General features: G+C 70.6%; 16 protein-coding genes and 1 riboswitch. Of the genes, 8 read left to right on the plus strand and 8 right to left on the minus strand.

Annotated features, from left to right (window positions below):
- Positions 1-95 precede the first annotated feature (95 nt).
- A complete protein-coding gene (gene ftsX, locus ACFXMF_RS38545; RefSeq protein WP_360307276.1) occupies positions 96-1,001 on the minus strand; it encodes a permease-like cell division protein FtsX in 906 nt (301 codons plus the stop codon).
- Positions 1,002-1,057: 56 nt separating this feature from the next.
- On the minus strand, positions 1,058-1,747 hold the full coding sequence (gene ftsE / locus ACFXMF_RS38550; RefSeq protein WP_020553326.1) for a cell division ATP-binding protein FtsE: 690 nt from the start codon (positions 1,745-1,747) through the stop codon (positions 1,058-1,060).
- Positions 1,748-1,984: 237 nt separating this feature from the next.
- Between ftsE and ACFXMF_RS38555 the strand changes: the two genes are divergently transcribed.
- Complete coding sequence (locus ACFXMF_RS38555) at positions 1,985-2,173, plus strand: hypothetical protein (RefSeq protein ID WP_360307273.1); 189 nt, start codon at positions 1,985-1,987, stop codon at positions 2,171-2,173.
- Between the two features lie 376 nt (positions 2,174-2,549).
- Here the strand turns inward: ACFXMF_RS38555 and ACFXMF_RS38560 are convergent, their stop codons facing one another.
- Positions 2,550-2,741 (minus strand): LPXTG cell wall anchor domain-containing protein, encoded by a 192-nt coding sequence (locus ACFXMF_RS38560; protein ID WP_360307270.1) that lies wholly within the window; start codon positions 2,739-2,741, stop codon positions 2,550-2,552.
- An 88-nt stretch (positions 2,742-2,829) separates the two neighbouring features.
- Between ACFXMF_RS38560 and ACFXMF_RS38565 the strand changes: the two genes are divergently transcribed.
- Positions 2,830-3,549, plus strand: coding sequence for a hypothetical protein (locus tag ACFXMF_RS38565; RefSeq protein WP_379990777.1), 720 nt, complete (start codon positions 2,830-2,832; stop codon positions 3,547-3,549).
- Positions 3,550-3,901: 352 nt separating this feature from the next.
- Here ACFXMF_RS38565 and prfB read toward each other — a convergent pair whose 3' ends face one another.
- The 3 genes from prfB to ACFXMF_RS38580 form a co-directional block, all read right to left on the minus strand.
- Entirely contained in the window at positions 3,902-5,014 is a 1,113-nt protein-coding gene (gene prfB, locus ACFXMF_RS38570) for a peptide chain release factor 2 (protein ID WP_360307264.1), read from the minus strand.
- 37 nt (positions 5,015-5,051) lie between these two features.
- A complete protein-coding gene (locus tag ACFXMF_RS38575) occupies positions 5,052-7,115 on the minus strand; it encodes a protein kinase (protein ID WP_379990776.1) in 2,064 nt (687 codons plus the stop codon).
- Positions 7,116-7,262: 147 nt separating this feature from the next.
- The gene (locus tag ACFXMF_RS38580; protein ID WP_379990775.1) at positions 7,263-8,765 is read right to left on the minus strand and encodes a serine/threonine-protein kinase; all 1,503 of its coding nucleotides are present in this window, start codon (positions 8,763-8,765) and stop codon (positions 7,263-7,265) included.
- A 278-nt stretch (positions 8,766-9,043) separates the two neighbouring features.
- Between ACFXMF_RS38580 and ACFXMF_RS38585 the strand changes: the two genes are divergently transcribed.
- Positions 9,044-11,668 (plus strand): FHA domain-containing protein, encoded by a 2,625-nt coding sequence (locus ACFXMF_RS38585; protein ID WP_360307255.1) that lies wholly within the window; start codon positions 9,044-9,046, stop codon positions 11,666-11,668.
- Positions 11,669-11,752: 84 nt separating this feature from the next.
- Here the strand turns inward: ACFXMF_RS38585 and glyA are convergent, their stop codons facing one another.
- Positions 11,753-13,036, minus strand: coding sequence for a serine hydroxymethyltransferase (glyA, locus tag ACFXMF_RS38590; protein ID WP_379990774.1), 1,284 nt, complete (start codon positions 13,034-13,036; stop codon positions 11,753-11,755).
- Positions 13,037-13,068: 32 nt separating this feature from the next.
- A riboswitch (ZMP/ZTP riboswitch) is annotated at positions 13,069-13,157 on the minus strand.
- A gap of 158 nt (positions 13,158-13,315) precedes the next feature.
- Between glyA and ACFXMF_RS38595 the strand changes: the two genes are divergently transcribed.
- The 4 genes from ACFXMF_RS38595 to ACFXMF_RS38610 are packed head-to-tail and all read left to right on the plus strand — an operon-like array spanning position 13,316 to position 18,158.
- Positions 13,316-14,527: an ABC transporter ATP-binding protein gene (locus ACFXMF_RS38595; RefSeq protein WP_379990773.1), complete on the plus strand. Its 1,212-nt coding sequence runs from the start codon at positions 13,316-13,318 to the stop codon at positions 14,525-14,527.
- A complete protein-coding gene (locus ACFXMF_RS38600) occupies positions 14,524-15,870 on the plus strand; it encodes an ABC transporter substrate-binding protein (protein ID WP_360307246.1) in 1,347 nt (448 codons plus the stop codon). Before ACFXMF_RS38595 ends, ACFXMF_RS38600 begins: the two co-directional genes overlap by 4 nt.
- Positions 15,871-15,879: 9 nt before the next feature.
- Positions 15,880-17,241, plus strand: coding sequence for an ABC transporter permease subunit (locus ACFXMF_RS38605; protein ID WP_360307243.1), 1,362 nt, complete (start codon positions 15,880-15,882; stop codon positions 17,239-17,241).
- A 20-nt stretch (positions 17,242-17,261) separates the two neighbouring features.
- The gene (locus ACFXMF_RS38610; RefSeq protein ID WP_360307773.1) at positions 17,262-18,158 is read left to right on the plus strand and encodes a carbohydrate ABC transporter permease; all 897 of its coding nucleotides are present in this window, start codon (positions 17,262-17,264) and stop codon (positions 18,156-18,158) included.
- Here the strand turns inward: ACFXMF_RS38610 and ACFXMF_RS38615 are convergent.
- Positions 18,119-18,313, minus strand: coding sequence for a hypothetical protein (locus tag ACFXMF_RS38615; protein WP_360307241.1), 195 nt, complete (start codon positions 18,311-18,313; stop codon positions 18,119-18,121). The two genes, ACFXMF_RS38610 and ACFXMF_RS38615, sit on opposite strands and share 40 nt — an antisense overlap.
- Positions 18,314-18,459: 146 nt before the next feature.
- Here ACFXMF_RS38615 and ACFXMF_RS38620 point away from each other — a divergent pair, with 146 nt between their 5' ends.
- A complete protein-coding gene (locus ACFXMF_RS38620; protein ID WP_360307238.1) occupies positions 18,460-18,885 on the plus strand; it encodes a hypothetical protein in 426 nt (141 codons plus the stop codon).
- Positions 18,886-18,939 lie beyond the last annotated feature (54 nt).

An 18,939-nucleotide genomic window follows, 5' to 3' on the forward strand; every position in this document is an offset into this window, starting at 1 on the left:
CCGGTCGCATACAGACGTACGCAGCCCCTGTCCCGCCGCGGCGGAACAGGGCCTTCGAAGCGGATCCGCACGCGGATCCCGGGATCGGACGAAGGTCAGACCTTGAGGTACTTGAGGAGCGTGAAGAACGACGCGATCGCGGACATCAACACCCCGAAGACGACCAGCAACGGCAGGGTGGCCAGCACCGGCCCCCACCCGATCAACTCGAATGCGTTGAACTGCTGCCCGAGCCCCTTCTTGACGCCGAAGAAGAACCCGGTGCTCAACAGACCGGAGGCCAGCGCACCGCCCAGCAGGCCGGCGATGGCGGATTCCATGATGAACGGCAATTGGATGTAGAGATTCGACGCGCCGACGAGTCGCATGATGCCCGTTTCCCGCCTACGGCTGAACGCCGAGACCCGGGCCGTGTTGACGATCAGCAGAATCGCCACCAGGAGCATGAAGCCCATCACGCCGATCGCGGCCCATTGCGCGTTGTTCAGCAGCTTGAAGAACGGTTCCAGGATCTTGCGCTGGTCCTGGACCGACTGCACGCCCGGTCTGCCCGCGAACGCGCTCGCCACGACCTGGTACTTGGTCGGGTCCTTCAACTTGACCCGGAAGGATTCCGGCAACTGGTCGGCGGTCACGCTGCCGGACAGCGGCGATTCCTTGTTCTGGTCCTTGAAGTGCTGGAACGCTTCCTGCTTGGTCTCGTAGTAGGTCTTCTCCACGAGGGCCATCCGACTGAGTTCCTGACGGAACCCCTCGCGCTGCTCGTTCGAGACCTCGCCGCCCTCGCACCCGGGGCCGTGGTCGCTCTTGCCGCACAGGAAGATCGAGACCTCGACCCGGTCGTACCAGAAGTCCTTCATCTCGTTCACCTGAACGCGCAGCAGCAGACCCGCTCCGGCCAGCGTGAGGGACAGCGCGACACTGACGATCACCGCGATCGTCATGGTCAGGTTCCGGCGGAGACCGACTCCGATCTCCGAGAGGACGAACTGGGCGCGCATGATGTCCTAGTCGCTAGGGGCGCGGCCGGACTGCCGCGCCGTGGTGGTCCGGTGGATCAGTGCTGGTAGCCGTACACGCCGCGAGACTGGTCGCGGACCAGTCGGCCCTGCTCCAGCTCGATGACGCGCTTGCGCATCTGGTCCACGATCGCCTGGTCGTGCGTGGCCATCAGAATCGTGGTGCCCGTCCGGTTGATCCGGTCGAGCAACTTCATGATGCCGACGCTGTTCTGCGGGTCGAGGTTGCCGGTGGGCTCGTCGGCGATGAGGATCATCGGCCGGTTCACGAAGGCACGCGCGATCGCCACGCGCTGCTGTTCACCACCGGACAGTTCGCCGGGCATGCGGTCTTCCTTGCCGCCCAGGCCCACCAGGTCCAGAACCTCCGGTACCACCTTGCGGATCGTGCCTCGGGGCTTGCCGATCACCTCGAGCGCGAACGCGACGTTCTGATAGACCGTCTTGTTGGGGAGCAGGCGGAAGTCCTGGAAGACGGTGCCCACCTGACGGCGCAGGGCCGGCACCTTCCAGTTGGACAACCGACCGAGGTCCTTGCCGGCCACGAAGATGTTGCCCAGCGATGGTCGTTCCTCTTTGAGGACGAGCCGCAGGAAGGTGGACTTACCCGAGCCCGAGGACCCGACGAGGAAGACGAACTCACCCTTCTCCACTTCGAGGGAGACGTCGTGCAACGCGGGGCGCGGCTGCTTCGGGTAGGTCTTGCTGACGTTGTCGAATCGGATCACGGTTGCATCACGGTGCGCCAGTGTAGGGGGCAGGGCATACGGCTGGGGGCACAGAGGGGGCCAAGGGACCACACTGTCCGGGGCCGGGCGCCCAGGCTCGAACAGAGTGGTCGTCGGGCATGGCCATTCCGTGAGTGTAAGCGGCACAGTGGAAGGGGACGGGAACTTCCCACCGCGTCGTGAGCGTTATGGGTAGCGATGCGTGATAGTGGAGCAAATCGAGGCGGAGGAGTCGAGATGACCTTGGACCGCCTGGTGTGCGCGAACTGTGCCGGCCTGGTCACCGAGGGTCGCTGTCCGACGTGCCGAGCGAGCCGCGAACGGCTCCGGCGCTCGAGCGGAATCAACCTCAATCCGGCCATGCTCGCGGCCCTCGCACTGCTGGTCTTGGTGTGCGCGCTGCTGCTGGCCCGCGTGGGCGGCTGAGCCGCCGTAAGACGAGTCGCCGGGCCGGATACGACGAGCCGGACGCGCGACGAAGGCCGAGAACAACCCCCCGAGACGACACGAAGGCCCTGGGTGCCCCCAGGGCCTTCGCGCTGTACAGCGGCGCTCCGCAGCTTCCGGAACCCGGATCGATCCTGTCGACAGGGCCCTGTCGACGCGTACCGATCCGAGCGGGCGCCCCGTTCTCGATGCCGGGCCTGAGCCCGGCGTCGTACCGCGGTGCCGCCCACCGTCCGTGGTCCCGAGCCGACCGTTTCACAGACGCACTCGCGATGACGCGGTGCGCCCGGCTCGGAACGCCGGGACGGCGGATTCAGTGCCCCGGAACCGCCGCGCCGGGGCACAAGTCTTCGGCTCAGGCCGCGGAGGCCTGCTGACGGCGCTTGAGTCGCGCGGGCAGCACGGTGAAGGTGAAGCCACCGGCCGCCATCGCGGCACCGCCGACGATCAGGAACGCCATGTTGGCGCCCGAACCGGTCGAGGCCAGTTCCTTGTTCGCGGGCTGCTGCGCCGCCGGAGCGGTGTCGCCGCCGCCGAAGTCGCGCACAGGCGCGTTCTGCTGGTCGCCGTTGCCGCTGGTGGTGCGGGTGTTCCCGTCGCCGCCGCAGTTCAGGTCCAGGCCGCCGGAGGCGTGCGTGGCGTCACACGTGTTGCCGCCACCGGTGTTGCCGCCCGTGCTGCCCTTCGAAGTACCGCCGGAACCGCCCGAGTTGCCCTTGGTGGTGTTGCCACCGCCCGTGGTGCCGCCACCGGATGTGGCCGCGCCGGAGCTGCCCGAGGTGCTGTTCCCGGTGGTCGAACCCGAGGTGGTGTTGCCCGTGGTCGAACCCGACGTGGTGTTGCCGGTCGTCGAACCCGACGTCGTGTTGCCGGTGGTCGAACCGGACGTCGTGTTGCCCGTGGTCGAACCCGACGTGGTCTCACCGGTCGTCGAACCCGACGTGGTGTTACCGGTCGCACCGGACGTCGTGTTGCCCGTGGTCGAACCCGACGTGGTCTCACCGGTCGTCGAACCCGACGTGGTGTTACCGGTCGCACCGGACGTGGTGTTGCCCGTGGTCGAACCCGAGGTGCTGTTGCCCGTGGTCGAACCCGACGTGGTACCGGTGGTCGCACCCACGATGGTGCCGCCCGTGGTGGCTCCCACGACGGTGCCGCCGGTGGTGTTACCGGCGGTGCTGCCCGTGGTCGAGCCCTCGGTCTCGCCGCCCGGGCAGGTGTGCGTCTGCTCGCACCCGTCCGAACCGTCCGTCGCGCTCGCGACGCCCGCGACCGCGAAGGACGCGCCCGCCGCGAACAGCGCGGCGGCGGCTATCCGAGCCGTCCGGACGCGCATTTTGGTTGTCATCAATTAACCCCCAGTTGGATGAGATCCCCGTATCCGCGCCGGCGCGGGTGGGGTCCCAAACGCCGTTGGGCATCACCTCGACGCTCGTCCGTGCCATCTGTCGATGCGCCTCGGACTCCGATCGGATGCGTCGTGGTAATGCCGCCGTTCAGACTGGTAACCGGGCGGATGCCGCGTCAAGGGCGTTCGGAGAGGGTTGCGGGGTTAATTCCGATTCGCCGAGAAAATCGGCACGAAAGCGCAACGCGGCATACCACGAAGGCCCCCGCGAATACACGGAGGCCCTCGGGGTCACGAATCGGGTTGTTGCCCCGTTTTCGTCGGGGTCGGAACCGGCGTCGGCATCGCCCGCCGACCCGCTACGCGGCGGCGGTCTGCTGCGTCTTGCGCCAGCGGATTCCGGCCTCGATGAAACCGTCGATTTCGCCGTCGAGCACCGACTGCGGATTGCCCACCTCGAATTCGGTGCGCAGGTCCTTGACCATCTGATACGGGTGCAGGACGTACGAACGCATCTGGTTGCCCCAGGACGAACCCTCGCCCTTGAGCGCGTTCATCCGGGCCTGCTCCTCCTGGCGCTGCCGCTCCAGCAGCTTGGCGGACAACACCGCCATCGCGGAGGCGCGGTTCTGGATCTGCGAGCGCTCGTTCTGGCAGGACACCACGATGCCGGTCGGGATGTGCGTGATGCGCACGGCCGAGTCGGTGGTGTTGACGCCCTGGCCACCGGGACCGGACGAACGGTAGACGTCCACCCGCAGCTCGGACTCGTCGATGTCGACGCGGTCGCTCTGCTCGACGACCGGCAGCACCTCGACGCCCGCGAACGAGGTCTGTCGGCGGCCCTGGTTGTCGAACGGCGAGATCCGCACCAGTCGGTGCGTGCCCTGCTCGACGGACAGCGTGCCGTACGCGTACGGCACCTTGACCGCGAAGGTGGCCGACTTGATGCCGGCCTCTTCGGCGTAGGACGTGTCGTAGACCTCGGTCGGGTAGCCGTGCCGCTCGGCCCAGCGGGTGTACATCCGCAGGAGCATCTCGGCGAAGTCGGCGGCGTCCACGCCACCGGCCTCGGAGCGAATGGTCACCAGTGCCTCACGCGAGTCGTACTCGCCCGAGAGCAGCGTGCGCACCTCGAGTTCGCCGACCGCCTTGTGCACCGACGTGAGCTCGTTCTCGGCCTCGGTGCGGGTGTCCGCGTCGTCCTCGGCCTCGGCCAGCTCGAACAGCACGTTGACGTCGTCCAGCCGCCGGCGCAGGTCTTCGACCCGGCGCAATTCGCCCTGGAGGAACGAGAGCCGGCTCGTCACCTTCTGGGCGGCTTCGGGGTCGTCCCACAGGTCCGGCGCAGCCGCCTTTTCGTTGAGCGCGGCCACATCGGCCCGCATCTTGTCGAGGTCGAGGACGGCCTCGATCGACGTCATGGTCGATTCGACGGACTTGAGCTCTTCGGAAGGATCAACGGCAGCCACCCCACCATCCTAAGTGGACGATGGGCCGGACTCGGACTCAGCCCGCGTCCGGGCTCGACGAGGCGGCCTGCAGTCGGCCGTTGTCGGCCCGGATGTACACGTCCACCCGGTCGGGTCCGGCGGCCACCGCGCCGGGGGCGTCGGCGGTGGCGGTGTTCGGGTCGACCGGCCGCCAGCCGCCCTCGCCGGGCACCGCGCCGAGCAGCCGGCCGTTGCCGTCGCGGGCCAGCACGACCAGGCCGCGGCCCTGGCTGTAGGCGGCGGCCGGGCGCGCGGAGGCGGCCAGGCCGACCCGTTCGGGTTCGCGCCAGCCGCCGTCGACGAAGGGGATGTGCAACACCGCGTGGTCGCCGGCGCGCACCACGAACGCGTCCAGCGTGCCGGGGGCGCCGGTGGCGAGCGCGGGCGCGGCCTCGATCCGCCCCGCGCTGGGCACCGTGGTGAAGCCGCTCCAGCCGGCCCCGGTGAGCGATCCGGCGGCCAGGCCGTCGCTGCCGGTGCGCGCGACGATGTCGATGCGATCACCGGTGACGACCGCGGCGGGCGCGCCGGCGAGTTTGGTCCTGGTGTCCGTCCTGGTCCACTCGCCGAATCGGCCCTCGGTCAAGGTGGCCCGGTAGAGCAGCTTGTCGGTCGAACCGACCGCGAACACGTCCATCCGACCGGGCGCGGCGCTGACCGCGGCGGGATCGTCGCCGGTGCGGAAGGTGGGCAGCCTGCGCCACTCGCCCCAGCGCGGCCCGTCGCTGCCGAGGTACCACAGGGCGCCCTCGCCGTCGCGTTGCACCACGTAGCTGTGCTCGGCATCGGTCCGGGTCACCGCCGGGCCGCCCTGGAGCAGCACCGGGGCGGCGGGCAGCGGCGCGAACGCGGCCCAGCTGTAGCCGCCGGCGCGCCCCGAGGTGGGTCCGGCCGAGCCGGCGGCGCTCCCGGAGGGGACCGGTCGCGGGGTGGCGGAGGTCTGTCCGGCGGGTCGGGTCGGGGTGCCCTCGTCCCGGGTGAACCACACCGCGCCCGCGCCGACCGCGGCGACGGCGAGTACGCCGCAGATCACCGGGATCAGCCGGCGGCGTGCGCCGCCCTCGCGCCGGCCCGGTTTGCCGCGCCGGTGCGACTGCACCGGCACCGCTCCGTCGAACACCGGGCGGGTCAGATTGGTGTGCGTGTCCCGGCTGCCGTCGGCGGCCTCCGAGGTGCCGGAGACCAGCGGAACCACGCCGGCCGGGCGGGGCACGGGGGTGTCCTGGCGGCCGACGTTCCCGTTGGGGTCGGGCACGTCGAACGCGGGCAGGCCGATCAGCGCGGGCAGTGCCGAGCGCAGCCGTTCGCCGAATTCGCGGGCGGTCAGCCGGGCCGCGGGGGCCTTGGACAGGCAGGACGCGAGTACGGCGGCGAGCGGGTCGGGCAGGCCGGGAATGCCCGGCACCGGTTCGGTGACGTGCCGGCGCAGCACCGCGCCGGGGTGGCCGCCGCCGAACGGCGTCCAGCCGGTGAGCAGTTCGTACAGCACGGTGGCCAGCGCGTACACGTCCACGGCGGCGGTCGGCTGGAGGCCCTCGATGATCTCGGGGGCCAGGTAGTCGGGCGTGCCGATGATCCGGGTGGCCCGGGTGCGGCGCGGCGCGTCGACCAGGCGGGCGATGCCGAAGTCGGTGAGTCGGGCCCGGGAGACCCCGGCCGAGTTGTCGATCAGGATGTTCTCGGGCTTGACGTCGCGGTGGATCACGCCCTCGGCGTGGGCGGCGGACAGGCCGTCCGCGACGTCGGCCACGATGGCGGCGGCCAGCCGGGGGGTGAGCACCCGTTCGCGCTCCAGCCGGGCGCGCAGGTCGGGGCCGATCACCAGGTCCATCACCAGCGCGAGGTCGGTGCCGTCGACGACCAGGTCGTGCACGCCCACGATGTTGGGGTGGTCCAGGCTGGTCAGCGCGGTGCGCTCCTGGACGAAGCGCGCGACCAACACCTGGTCGGACGCGAGGTCTTCGCGCAACAGCTTGATCGCGACGGGTCCCTCGGGTCCCTCGCCCTGCCAGACGGTCCCGCTGGCGCCGCGCCCGAGCACCTTCAGGGCGACGTATCGGCTACCGATCTTGCGTGCCAAAGCAGCTCCGTGGACCCAGCGAGCGTGGTGCTCACAGCGGACTTCCCCGACCGCACCCTACGCGGCCGGGCCCCGGATGCGGGGACCGTCGGGTGGGACGGCGTGTACGAGGTCGTCCTCGACACGGGCGATAGGGATGACTATGCGTCAATTCTTGGTGTCGCCGCCGTTGTCGCCGCCGGTGACGAAGTCCTTGACACTGTCGTACCAGCCTCGAACGGTATCGAATCCGTCGATAGCGGAGTGCACCCAGTCGCGCAGCGGGCTGAACCAGTAGACGGCGAACAGGATCGCGCCCAGGATCACCAGCCGCAGCAGGCAGCCGATGGTGCAGCCCACGCCCGGAATGCTGGAGAGCCGGAAGCCGCGGCGGCGGCGTGGTTCGCGGTCGCGGGGCTCGGGCTCGCGTTCCCTGGGTTCGCGCGGTTCGCGTACGGCGCGGTCGCGGCGCCGCGGCTCGCGCTCGGGCGCCTCCTCGCGTCGGTAGCGCGGCGGCGGCGGGGGCGGCGGTCCGGGGTCGGCGAGCGGCGGCGGCGCGGCGGCCGGCCCGGCCTGTTGCCGCACCGGCTCGGCCCGGGCCGGCTGCGGCGGGTAGTGCTGCGGCGGTTGTGGATAGCCGGGCGGCTGGGTGCTCATCACCCGGGTCGCGTTGGGTACGCCCGGCGGGGTCGGCGGCGGCGTGGTCGGCGGGGTCGGATAGCCGACCTGGGTCTGCGGCAGGGCGCGGGTGGGGTCGGCGGCCCCGGCCTGCGCGCCGAACGCGCTCGCGGCCAGCACCTGGGCGAGCGAGCCGTCGTCGGGCCGGACGCCGGCGACGATGTCGGCGGCCAGCCGCAGGGCGCGGCCCAGGCCCGCCGCGTCCGGTCGGGTCTCGGGTCGCTTGGCCAGGCAGCGCTCGGTGATCAGCCAGTAGGCGTCGGGCATGCCGGCCGCGCGGGTGGGTACCTCGGTCAGGTGGTGGTGCAGCAGCGCGATCGGGTTGGTGTCCCGGAACGGCGGGTGTCCGGCCACCAGTTCGTAGAGCACCACGCCCGCCGCGTAGACGTCCACGGCCGGGGTGAGCGGGCGGCCCTCGGCGGTCTCGGGCGCGACGTAGCTGGGCGTGCCGACGAGTTCGTGGGTGCGGGTGAGCGCGGGCGAGTCGGCGAGGCGGGCGATGCCGAAGTCGGTCAGCATCGGGTAGAGCGAGTCGCCGTTGCGGGCGAGCATGATGTTGGCCGGTTTCAGGTCCCGGTGTATCACCCCGTCCGCGTGCGTCACGCTGAGCGCGTCGCAGATCTGAGCCATCGTCAAGGCGGCGGCGGCCGGTGGCAACGGGCCGTTCTCGCGCAGGTAGGTGCGCAGATCGGGGCCGTCGATCAGGTCCATCACCAGGGCGAGCGTCTCGCCCTCGACGACGAGGTCGCGCACGTGCACCAGGTTGGGGTGGCGCAGGTTGAGCAGCAGCGAGCGCTCGCGCAGGAAGCGGGTGACCACGTCCGGGTCGGTGCTCAACTCCTCGCGCAGCACCTTGACCGCGACGATCTCGCCGGAATCGCGCACGCTCGCGCGCCAGACGGTGCCACTGGCTCCGCGCCCCAGGGTTTCCTGGAGCAGATATTTGCTGCCGACCGGCCGGTCCACGACGCTCCCCACTGTCCTGTCCGCCACCTGGGCGGTGGTGCCGGGTTGCCTTCCACCCTAGGTGGTACTCCGCTTGGGACGCATCGACCCCAGGTACGGTTCGGCTCCGGTGCCCGGAGCGTGTGCGACCCATACTCGGTGACGAGGGTGGCTCGGATCGGTATCACGTTCGGGCGATTCGCCGGCGACCCGGTCCTTTCCGGTCGAAATTCGGACAAGATCCGTCGTCTGTCCGGCCGTGGGCGACATGACGGTCGCGGGTGCGAGGATGCCTCTTGTTTTCTGCTCGGAGGAGGGAGGCGCGCATGCAGATCCGGCTCACCGTGCACGGCCCGCAGCGGACCGGACCGGGCGCCGACGTGCTCGTCACCGCGCCGTCCGGGACGACCTTCGCGGGAATAGCGGGCGCACTGCGAACCGCCTCCGGGACCGAGGGCCAACGCTTTTGGGTGGGCGACATCCGGCTGCGCGACGACACCCTCGTGGGTCGGCCGCCGCTGGTGGACGGCGCGCTGATCACCGTCGACGCGCTCGGCTCGCCGTCGCCCTCGGCCGGCTCCCCGCAGTTGCGCGTGGTCGGCGGGCCGGACGCGGGCGGTGTGCACCTGCTGCACCAGGGCGGGGTACGGATCGGCCGCGCGCCGGAGGCCGAGGTGCGCCTCGGCGATCCCGACCTGTCCCGCCTGCACGCCGAATTGTGGATAGAGCCCGGCCGGATCCGGATCGCCGATCTCGGCTCGACCAACGGCACCACCGTGGACGGGATGCCGATCGGCCGCGAACCGGTCGAGTTGCCGCCGGGCTCGCTGTTGCGGGTCGGCGAGTCCACCCTGCAGACCTTCCTGCCCCAGCCCTACGGCTCCCCCGAGGACGACACCGGCGCCCGCGCCCGGGCCGACGGCACCGGGCACATCGAGGTGCGCCGCACCGCCCGGGCCCAACTGCCGGTGCCCGCCCGGGCCCGCTTCGAACTGCCCGAGGAGAGCGGGGGCCGACGCCGGCCGTTCGCGCTGCGCCGCAAGGTCGCCGGGACCGAGCGCGAGACGATCGAGGCGGCCGCCCGCTCGGCGCTGCTCGACGAGGTGCGCTGGCGCCGCGACCAGTCGCCCGACCCGGCGACACTGCTGTTGGACGCGCTGGCCACCGGTGAGCCGGGGCCGGCGGGCCGGCTGTGGGAACGCGCGGCCGGCCACCCGGAGGCGCTCGGCGTGCGCCTGGGGGTCGGCGACCTGCCCTCGCGGGTGACCCTGGTGGAGCCCTCGACCGTCGCGGGCACCGACGGCGAGGAACGCAGGCTGACCGCGTTCTCGGTCCCGGTCACCGTCTCGCTCAAGGACACCGTGCTCGGCCTGACCGGACACCGACCCCGGTTGCTGGGCCTGGCCCGCTCGGTGGTGGCTCAACTCGCCGGACTGCACGGACCGCAGGACGTGGAGCTGGTCGTACTGTGCGCGGATCCCGGCACCGCCGGCGACTGGTCCTGGGCCCGCTGGCTGCCACACCTGCGGCCGGGCGAGGGTCAGGACTGCCGGCTCCTGGTCGGTCTGGGGACGGACCAGGTGCGGGCGCGCGCGGGCGAGTTGCTCGATCGCATAGACACCGCCGAGCGGGTTCCGGTCCGGCGCACGGTGGTGATCCTGGACGGCGCGGGCCGGTTGGCCGCCCGCCCGGAGATCGTCCGGCTCCTGGTCGAGGGACCGGCGGCGGGCGTACACGCGCTGTGCCTGGACGAGCGGGCCGAGGAGTTGCCGGCGCAGTGCTCGGCGGTCGCGCACGTCACCGGCGAGGTCGGCACCCGGATCGACCTGATCGGGCCGGGCACCCGGCGCGTGGAGGACGTGGTCGCGGACGCGGTGTCGTCCGCGTGGGCGGACCGCTTCGCCCGGGCCCTGGCCCCGTTGCGCGAGGCCACCCGCCGGGTCACCTCGCCGCTGCCGGAGTCGGTGCGGCTGCTCGACCTGCTCAATCTGGACCTGCTCACCCCCGCCAAGCTGTTGGCCGGCTGGCGCGAGGCGGGCCGCTCACCGCGCGCGGTGCTCGGCTCGGACGCGCGCGGCGCGGTCGCCGTGGACCTGTCCGCCGACGGTCCGCACGTGGTGATCGGCGGGGCCGCCGGCTCCGGCCGCTCCGAGTTGTTGGCGTCCGTGTTGTGCTCGCTCGCGGTGGCCAATCGGCCGGACGAGCTGGCTATCGCGCTGGTCCGCGGCCCGCAGGGGCTCTCCGAGCTGCCACACGTGGTGGGCTACATCGCCGACGCGGACATCCCGGCGACCGGCGCTGCGATCGCCGCGGTGCGGGACGAACTGGACCGCCGCGAGGGGCTGTTGCGCGGTGCCCCGTTCGAGGCGTACCGACCGGGCCCGGGTCGGCCGCTGCCCCGGCTGGTGGTGGCGGTGGACGACATAGACCTGCTGGCCGAGGCGTACCCCGGCTTCGTCAAGAGCCTCGCCGACGTGGCCCACCGCGGCGGCCCGCACGGCGTGCACCTGCTGGTGACCACCGGCCGGCCCGCCCGCACCCCGGAGATCGAGGCCGCCGCGGCCGCCGAGCTGCGGATCGCCCTGCGGGTGGACGACCCGCAGGCTTCCCGGGTGCTGATCGACGTCGAGGACGCGGCGGCCGTGGACGAGGACTATCCCGGCCGCGGCTTCGTGCGCGGGCGAGACGGCGCCGTCGTCCCGTTCCAGGGCGGCCGGGTGACCGGCCGGATGCCGCGCACAGCCACCCTGCGGCCCACCGTGGTGCGCCAGGAGTGGCAGGAGATGGGCAACCGCCTGGCCCGACGCCCCACGCCCGTGGGCGGCGGCAAGGGCCCCACCGACCTGGCCCTGCTCACCGGCGCCGTCCGCCGAGCGGCGGAACAACTCGGCACCCCCCTGCAAACCCCCTTGTGGCCCGCCCTGGAACACCTCGCCCGCAAGGCCCGCTGACCCGCCCACCGGGCCGCGGGGCCCACCAGGCGGCCCCGCGGTCGTGCACCGCAGCGGGCGGGCGAACTCCCCCGACCCAACCGACTACACAGGCAACCCGGGCGCCGGAAACCCGCTCAGGAACGAGCGCACCTCGGCCCGAACCACCGCGATCTCCTCCTCCGACGACCCCGCCGCCGCCCCCGTCACGATGCGATCCATCCACCCCGCGATCAGCGACATGTGCGACTCGCGCAACCCGCGTGACGTGAGCGCGGGCGTACCGATCCGAATCCCGGACGGATCGAACGGCGACCGGGTGTCGAACGGCACGGTGTTGTAATTGACCACGATCCCGGCCCGATCCAGCGCCTTCGCCGCGACCTTCCCGGCCACCCCGCGCCGGGTCAGATCCACCAGCAGCAGATGGTTGTCCGTCCCGCCCGACACCAACTCGAAGCCGCGCTCCGCGAGTTCCTCCCCGAGCCGCTTCGCGTTCGCGACCACCTGCCGCGCGTAGGCCCGGAATTCGTCGGTATCGGCCTCGCGCAGCGCCACCGCGATGGCCGCCGTGGTGTTGTTGTGCGGCCCACCCTGCAGGCCCGGGAAGACCGCCTTGTCGATCGCCTTGGCATGTTCGGCGCGGCACATCAACATCGCCCCACGCGGGCCCCGCAGCGTCTTGTGCGTGGTCGTGGAGACCACGTCCACATGCCCGACCGGCGAGGGATGCACCCCACCCGCGATCAGCCCGGCGATATGCGACACGTCCGCGACCAGGATCGCGTCCACCTCGCGGGCGATCGCCGCGAACCCGGCGAAGTCCACCGTGCGCGGCACCGCCGTACCGCCGCAGAAGATGATCCGGGGCCGCTCGCGCAGCGCGAGATCGCGCACCTCGTCCAGATCGGTGCGCCCGGTGTCGGCCCGTACGCCGTAGCGGACCCCGCGAAACCAGGTGCCGGTCGCGGACACGCCCCAGCCGTGGGTGAGATGCCCGCCCATCGGCAACGCCATGCCCAACACCGTGTCACCGGGCCGGGCGAAGGCGAGGTAGACCGCGAGGTTGGCCGGTGAGCCGGAGTACGGCTGCACGTTGGCGTGCTCCACGCCGAACAACGCCCGCGCCCGGTCGCGGGCGATGATCTCGATCGGGTCGATGTTCTGCTGGCCCTCGTAGTACCGCCGGCCCGGATAGCCCTCGGAGTACTTGTTGGTGAGCACGGTCCCGGTCGCCGCCAGGACGGCGGCGGAGACGTAGTTCTCACTCGGAATCAGGCGCAGCGTGTCCTGCTGGAGCAGTTCCTCGGCGCGCACCAGGGCGGCGATCTCCGGGTCGGTGCGGTCCAGTTCGTCCCGACGGTCGTTCGTCTGCACGTGGTCGTCCATGCGTCCTCCGGCTCGGTTCACAATCGATGTGATCCGGGTGCCCAGGCGGACGACACCGCGTCGGTGGAACTGCCGCTTCCTCGTGGTCGATCCCACGCAGACGCCAGTCGCGACCCGTTCAGCATACGGAGCGCGACCGGCCCCCGTCGCCCCATTACGCAGTGATGATCGAAAGTCACGAATAAGGCTCGTTGCTCCGGGCAGGGGTTGTGGTCGACGCCACACCAGGCGTACCACAGGACATCGGTAGGCGGGATCTGTCCACCCTCGGGGGAATTCGTGGCGGAAGTGGTTCTTGCTGGAGTCGGAAAGCTGTACACGGATGGCACACGGGCGGTCACCTCGCTCGATCTGACGGTCGCCGACGGGGAGTTCCTGGTCCTGGTCGGTCCCTCCGGATGCGGGAAGACCACCGCGCTGCGGATGGTCGCCGGCCTGGAGGAGATCAGCGAGGGCACGATCAGCATCGGCGACCGAGTCGTCAACCACGTCCCCTCCCGCGATCGGGACGTGGCGATGGTGTTCCAGAGCTACGCGCTGTATCCGCATCTCAATGTCCGGGACAACATCGGATTCGGTTTGCGATTGCGGAAGTTGCCCAAGGACGAGATCCGCCGACGGGTCGGCGACGCGGCGCGGACCCTGGGCCTGGAGGAACATCTGGGCCGAAAACCGCGGCAACTCTCCGGCGGCCAACGTCAGCGGGTGGCGATGGGCCGGGCCATCGTGCGCGAGCCGCAGGCGTTCCTGATGGACGAACCGCTGTCCAATCTCGACGCGAAGCTACGCGTGCAGATGCGCGCCCAGATCGCCCGGCTGACCCGCGAACTCGGGGTCACCACGCTGTATGTGACGCACGATCAGACAGAGGCGATGACCCTCGGCGATCGGGTCGCGGTGATGAAGAAGGGCGTTCTGCAACAGGTCGCCCCACCGCAGGAGTTGTACGACCACCCGGTCAACCTGTTCGTGGCCGGCTTCATCGGCTCGCCCGCGATGAACCTGATGACCGGCACCCTGCACCACGACGACGCGGGCGGGGCCACCGTGGACATCGGCAGCCAACGACTGACCGTGCACCCCGACGTGCTCGCCGCGCGCCCGGCGTTGGCCGGCTACCGGGAGCGTTCGCTGATCGTCGGGATCCGTCCCGAGGATCTGCACGACACCGCCCTGGAGGGCGCCGAGCCCGTCGAGGGCGCCGTCCTGCGCGCCGAGGCCGACCTGGTCGAGGCGATGGGCTCGGAGGTGCTCGTACACATGCGCCTGGACGCGCCTCCGGCGGTCACCGAGGACGTCCAGGAACTGGCGCGCGACGTGGGCGCGGAGGACACGGTGCCGGACGCCGACGCGGCGCATTCCGAGTTGGTGGCCCGCTTCGGGCCGCGGACCCGGGCGCGCGAGGGCGCCGACGTGGTGATGCGGGTGGCAACCGATCGGCTGCACTTCTTCGACCCGGAAACGGGTCTGTCCATAACGGAGGATGCGTGAAGCGGTTCGTGGGCGCCTTGGCGGTCGCCTCGATGCTCGCCATGGGTCTCGCGGCCTGTAGCGACGACGGTGACGACAAGGGCAAGAAGGGCGACTCGACGCCGAGCGGGAGCGGCGCGCCGGCCGTACCCCGGCTCGACGGGACCACGGTGAGCGTGGCCGCGGTGTGGACCGGTGACGAGCAGGCGGCGTTCAAGAAGGTGCTCGCCGACTTCGAGAAGCGCACCGGGGCCAAGACCGAGTTCATTCCCACCGGCGACAGCGCCTCCACCTTCCTCGGCCAACGGGTCGAGGGCAACGCGCCGCCGGACGTGGCGTTCCTGGCCCAGCCGGGCGTACTCCAACAGTTCGCCCAAAAGGGCTGGATCAAGCCACTGTCGGCCGACGTGCAGCAGGCCGTGCAGGCCAACTTCTCGAGCCAGTGGCAAAAGCTCGGCTCGTACCAGGACAAGCTCTACGGCGTCTACTACAAGGGCGCCAACAAGTCGCTGGTCTGGTACAACGCCAAGGTCTACGAGAACGCGGGCGCGACCGAGGCCAAGTCCTGGGAGGACCTGCTCAAGAACGCGGGCCTGATCTCCGACTCCGGCACCCCGCCGTTCGCCATCGGCGGCGCCGACGGGTGGGTGCTCACCGACTGGTTCGAGAACATCTACCTGAGCCAGGCCGGCCCGGAGAAGTACGACCAGTTGGCCCAGCACAAGATCCCGTGGACCGACCCCTCGGTCAAGACCGCCCTGGAGACCCTGGCCCAGGTCTTCGGCAAGGGCGACTGGTTCCCCGGCGGCAGCGGCGGTGTGCTCCAGACCGAGTTCCCGGCCTCGGTGCCCCAGGTGTTCGGCGACCCGCCGAAGGCGGGGATGATCTCCGGCGGCGACTTCATCGGCACCAACATCATCAAGGACACCAAGGCCAAGATCGGCACCGACGCGAAGTTCTTCGGGTTCCCGGCGGTCGGCACCGGCAAGGCGCCGGTGGTCACCGGCGGCGACGTGGCCGTGGCGATGAAGGACTCCCCCGGCGCGCAGGCGTTGCTCAAGTACCTGGCCTCGCCGGACGCCGCCAAGGTGTGGGCACAGCAGGGCGGTTACCTCTCGCCGAACAAGAACCTGGACCTCGCCGCCTATCGCGACGACACCACGCGCGGGATCGCCAAGAACCTGATCGGCGCGGGCGACGACTTCCGCTTCGACCTCTCCGACCAGGCACCGGCCGCGTTCGGCGGCACCAAGGGTGAGGGCGAATGGCGCGACCTCCAGGACTTCCTGCGCAACCCCTCGGACGTGGCCGGGGCGCAGAGCAAGCTCGAAGCGGACGCCGCCAAGGCATACGCGGGCGGGTGATCCGCTGTCATGAGTGACAAGGCACCCGTACCGGTCGCGGTGCCCGAGAAGACGAAGCCGATGCCCGCGCGCGAGTCGCGCGGGCTCGGTTCGGGCGCCCTGTTGGGCTGGCTGTTCCTGCTGCCGGCCATCGTCATGCTCGCCGTCCTGGTCGCCTATCCGATCGTGTGGTCGTTGTTGCGCAGCCTGTTCGGCGCGGACGGCTGGTCGGACTTCGTGGGGATCGACAACTACAAGGAACTGTTCACCGACGACGACACCTTCACCGCACTCGAGAACAACCTGATCTGGGTCCTGGTGGTACCGGCCGCGGTCACCTCGCTCGGCCTGATCTTCGCGGTGCTGACCGAACGGGTCAGGTTCGCCACGGCGTTCAAGCTGATCGTCTTCATGCCGATGGCCGTGTCCATGTTGGCCGCGGGCATCACCTTCCGGCTCGTCTACGACCGCGAGCCCGACCAGGGCGTGGCCAACGCGGTGATCACGAGCGTGCACGACATCTTCAGCGAGGGCGCGCCGTATCCGGGTGCCCGCCCACGCAACGACACCGTGCTCACCCCTCAGGGCGGCGGCTTCGTCACCCGGGCCGGCACCGGGCCGGGCGGCACCGCGCTGCTGCCGCTGGTCTCCCTGCCCGCGGAAAAGATTCCCGGCGACGCGCGGGACGCCAGGCCCGGGGTGCCGGCCGCCGGCGGACTCGGCGGCGTGGTGTGGGTCGACTTCAGCAAGGGCAACGCGGGCAAGCCGGGCGTGGTCGATCCCGGCGAGAAGGGCCTGCCGGGCGTCCGGGTCGAGGCGGTGCGTGGCGGGAGGACCGTCGCGAGCGCGACCACCGGCAAGGACGGCTCGTTCACCATGCCCGCCTCCGCCGCCCGCGAGGGCCCGGTGCAACTGCGGCTGACCGAGGGCAACTTCGCCAAGTCCTTCGGTGGCTACGACTGGCTCGGGCCGAACCTGATCACCGCCGCGATCATCGGCGCCTACATCTGGATGTGGGCGGGCTTCGCGATGGTGCTGATCGCGGCGGGCCTGGCCGCGATCCCCAGGGACGCGCTGGAGGCCGCGCGCGTGGACGGCGCGACCGAATGGCAGGTCTTCCGCCGGGTCACCATCCCGCTGCTGTCCCCGGTGCTGGTGGTGGTGATGGTCACTCTGGTGATCAACGTGCTCAAGATCTTCGACCTGGTGTACATCATCTCGCTGGGCTCGTCGCAGAAGGAAGCCAACGTCCTGGCCCTGCAGATGTACATCGCCTCCTTCGGCGGCGGCAACAACCAGGGCCTGGGCAGCGCCATCGGCATCCTGCTCTTCCTGCTGGTACTGCCGGCGATGTTGTTCAACATCCGACGCTTCCGAAGGGAGAACCGGTGAGCGCGTCCGCAGCCCCCGACCTGACGAAGCCTCGACAACCACCGGTGGGCGGGGAGGGAGGCATCAAGCGCGGCCTGGCCTCCCGGATCGTGGGCCGCACCGGCGGCGGCCTGGCGGCGGTCGCACTCGTGCTGATCGCGTTGTTCTGGCTGATGCCCACCTTCGGTCTGCTCGTCTCCTCGCTGCGCGACCCGCAGGAGATGAGCAAGTCCGGTTGGTGGAAGGTGCTGGGCAAACCGAGCGACCTGACCTTCTCGAACTACGACAAGCTGCTCGACAACAAGGACATGACCCGGGCGTTCTTCAACACGATCTGGATCACCGTGCCCAGCACGCTGTTGGTGATCCTGATCGGCTCGCTCGCGGCCTACGCCTTCGCGTGGCTGGAATTCCCCGGTCGGGACTGGCTGTTCCTGATCGTGGTCGGCCTGTTGGTGGTGCCGGTACAGGTCGCGCTGATCCCGATCTCCAAGTTGTACGGCGACACCGGCCTGTTCGGCACCATCGCGGGCGTGGTGCTCTTCCACGTCGCCTTCGGCCTGCCGTTCGCGGTGTTCCTGCTGCGCAACTACTTCGCGGGCATCCCCCGCGACCTGCTGGAGGCCGCCCGGATGGACGGTGGCACCGACCTGACCATCTTCTTCCGGGTCATCCTGCCGCTGGGCCTGCCGGCCATCGCGTCGCTGGGCATCTTCCAGTTCCTGTGGGTGTGGAACGACATGCTGATCGCGTTGATCTACGCGGACACCGAATCGGCGCCGCTGACCGTCGCGTTGCAGTCCCAATCCCGGGCGTTCGGCGCCAACATCGACGTGCTGGCACCCGGCGCCTTCCTGTCGCTGATCGTCCCGGTGATCGTCTTCTTCAGCTTCCAGCGCTACTTCGTCCAGGGCGTGATGGCGGGCGCCGTCAAGTAGTCGAGCAGGGGGTCGATCAGGTCGTCGAGCACGTCGTCGAGCACGTCGTCGCGCAGGTTGCCGGCGCTCGATCGACGTCCCGAGGACATCGCGGCGAAGGCCGCGGGGCCGTCCGGCAACGCCCGGACGAACCCCGCGGCCTTCGTGTTTCCCACCGTGTTTCGTACCGCCATCGTTACCGACCCGACTTCGGGAACGGGATTCCGTGTGGCATCGTCCGAAGGCGTAGGGTGCTCCCCGCCGCTTCGGAACCGGCTCGGGGGTGTACCGAACGGGGGGCAAACGTCATTTCGGGGGAACTATGAGGGGAAATCGTCGAATCGGTTTTCTGCGAACCCTGCTGATCGCGCTGGCCGTCGAGACAGTGCTGATGAGCGCGACCGCCGTCACGTTGGCGATCATGTCGTTCGCGGTGCGCGACGACCGCAAGAGCCTGGAAGGGCTCGGCGACCTGCTGCTGATCGCGTCGGTGTTGTGCGCGGGTGTCGCGGTGGTCTGCGGCATGGGCGTGGCCGGGGTGCGCGACGCGATGCGGCGCGGCACCGGGGCACTCGCCCGGGCGGCCGCGGTGGGCCTGATCCACGTATTCGTCGCACTGGTGGCGGCACTGATGAACTGCCCGACCTGGTCGATCCTGGTGGCCGGCCTGCCCGCGGTGATCTACCTGCCGTGCTGGTGGGCGGTGCGCGAACGCAGCCACCACGAACTGCTGATGCTCGAACCGTAGTCGGGTTCGTCGGGGACCACGTGCGTCATGCGCCATCCGGGTGTTCGTCGGAAA

It is taken from the genome of Embleya sp. NPDC059213 (assembly GCF_042754445.1).
Taxonomy (GTDB): domain Bacteria; phylum Actinomycetota; class Actinomycetes; order Streptomycetales; family Streptomycetaceae; genus Embleya.

Bases quoted from the DNA above. Each gene is read 5' to 3' on its own strand.
- ftsX (WP_360307276.1), bottom strand. From the start codon at position 1,001: ATGCGCGCCCAGTTCGTCCTCTCGGAGATCGGAGTCGGTCTCCGCCGG.
- ACFXMF_RS38555 (WP_360307273.1), top strand. From the start codon at position 1,985: ATGACCTTGGACCGCCTGGTGTGCGCGAACTGTGCCGGCCTGGTCACC.
- ACFXMF_RS38605 (WP_360307243.1), top strand. From the start codon at position 15,880: ATGAGTGACAAGGCACCCGTACCGGTCGCGGTGCCCGAGAAGACGAAG.
- glyA (WP_379990774.1), bottom strand. From the start codon at position 13,036: ATGGACGACCACGTGCAGACGAACGACCGTCGGGACGAACTGGACCGC.
- ACFXMF_RS38585 (WP_360307255.1), top strand. From the start codon at position 9,044: ATGCAGATCCGGCTCACCGTGCACGGCCCGCAGCGGACCGGACCGGGC.
- ACFXMF_RS38620 (WP_360307238.1), top strand. From the start codon at position 18,460: ATGAGGGGAAATCGTCGAATCGGTTTTCTGCGAACCCTGCTGATCGCG.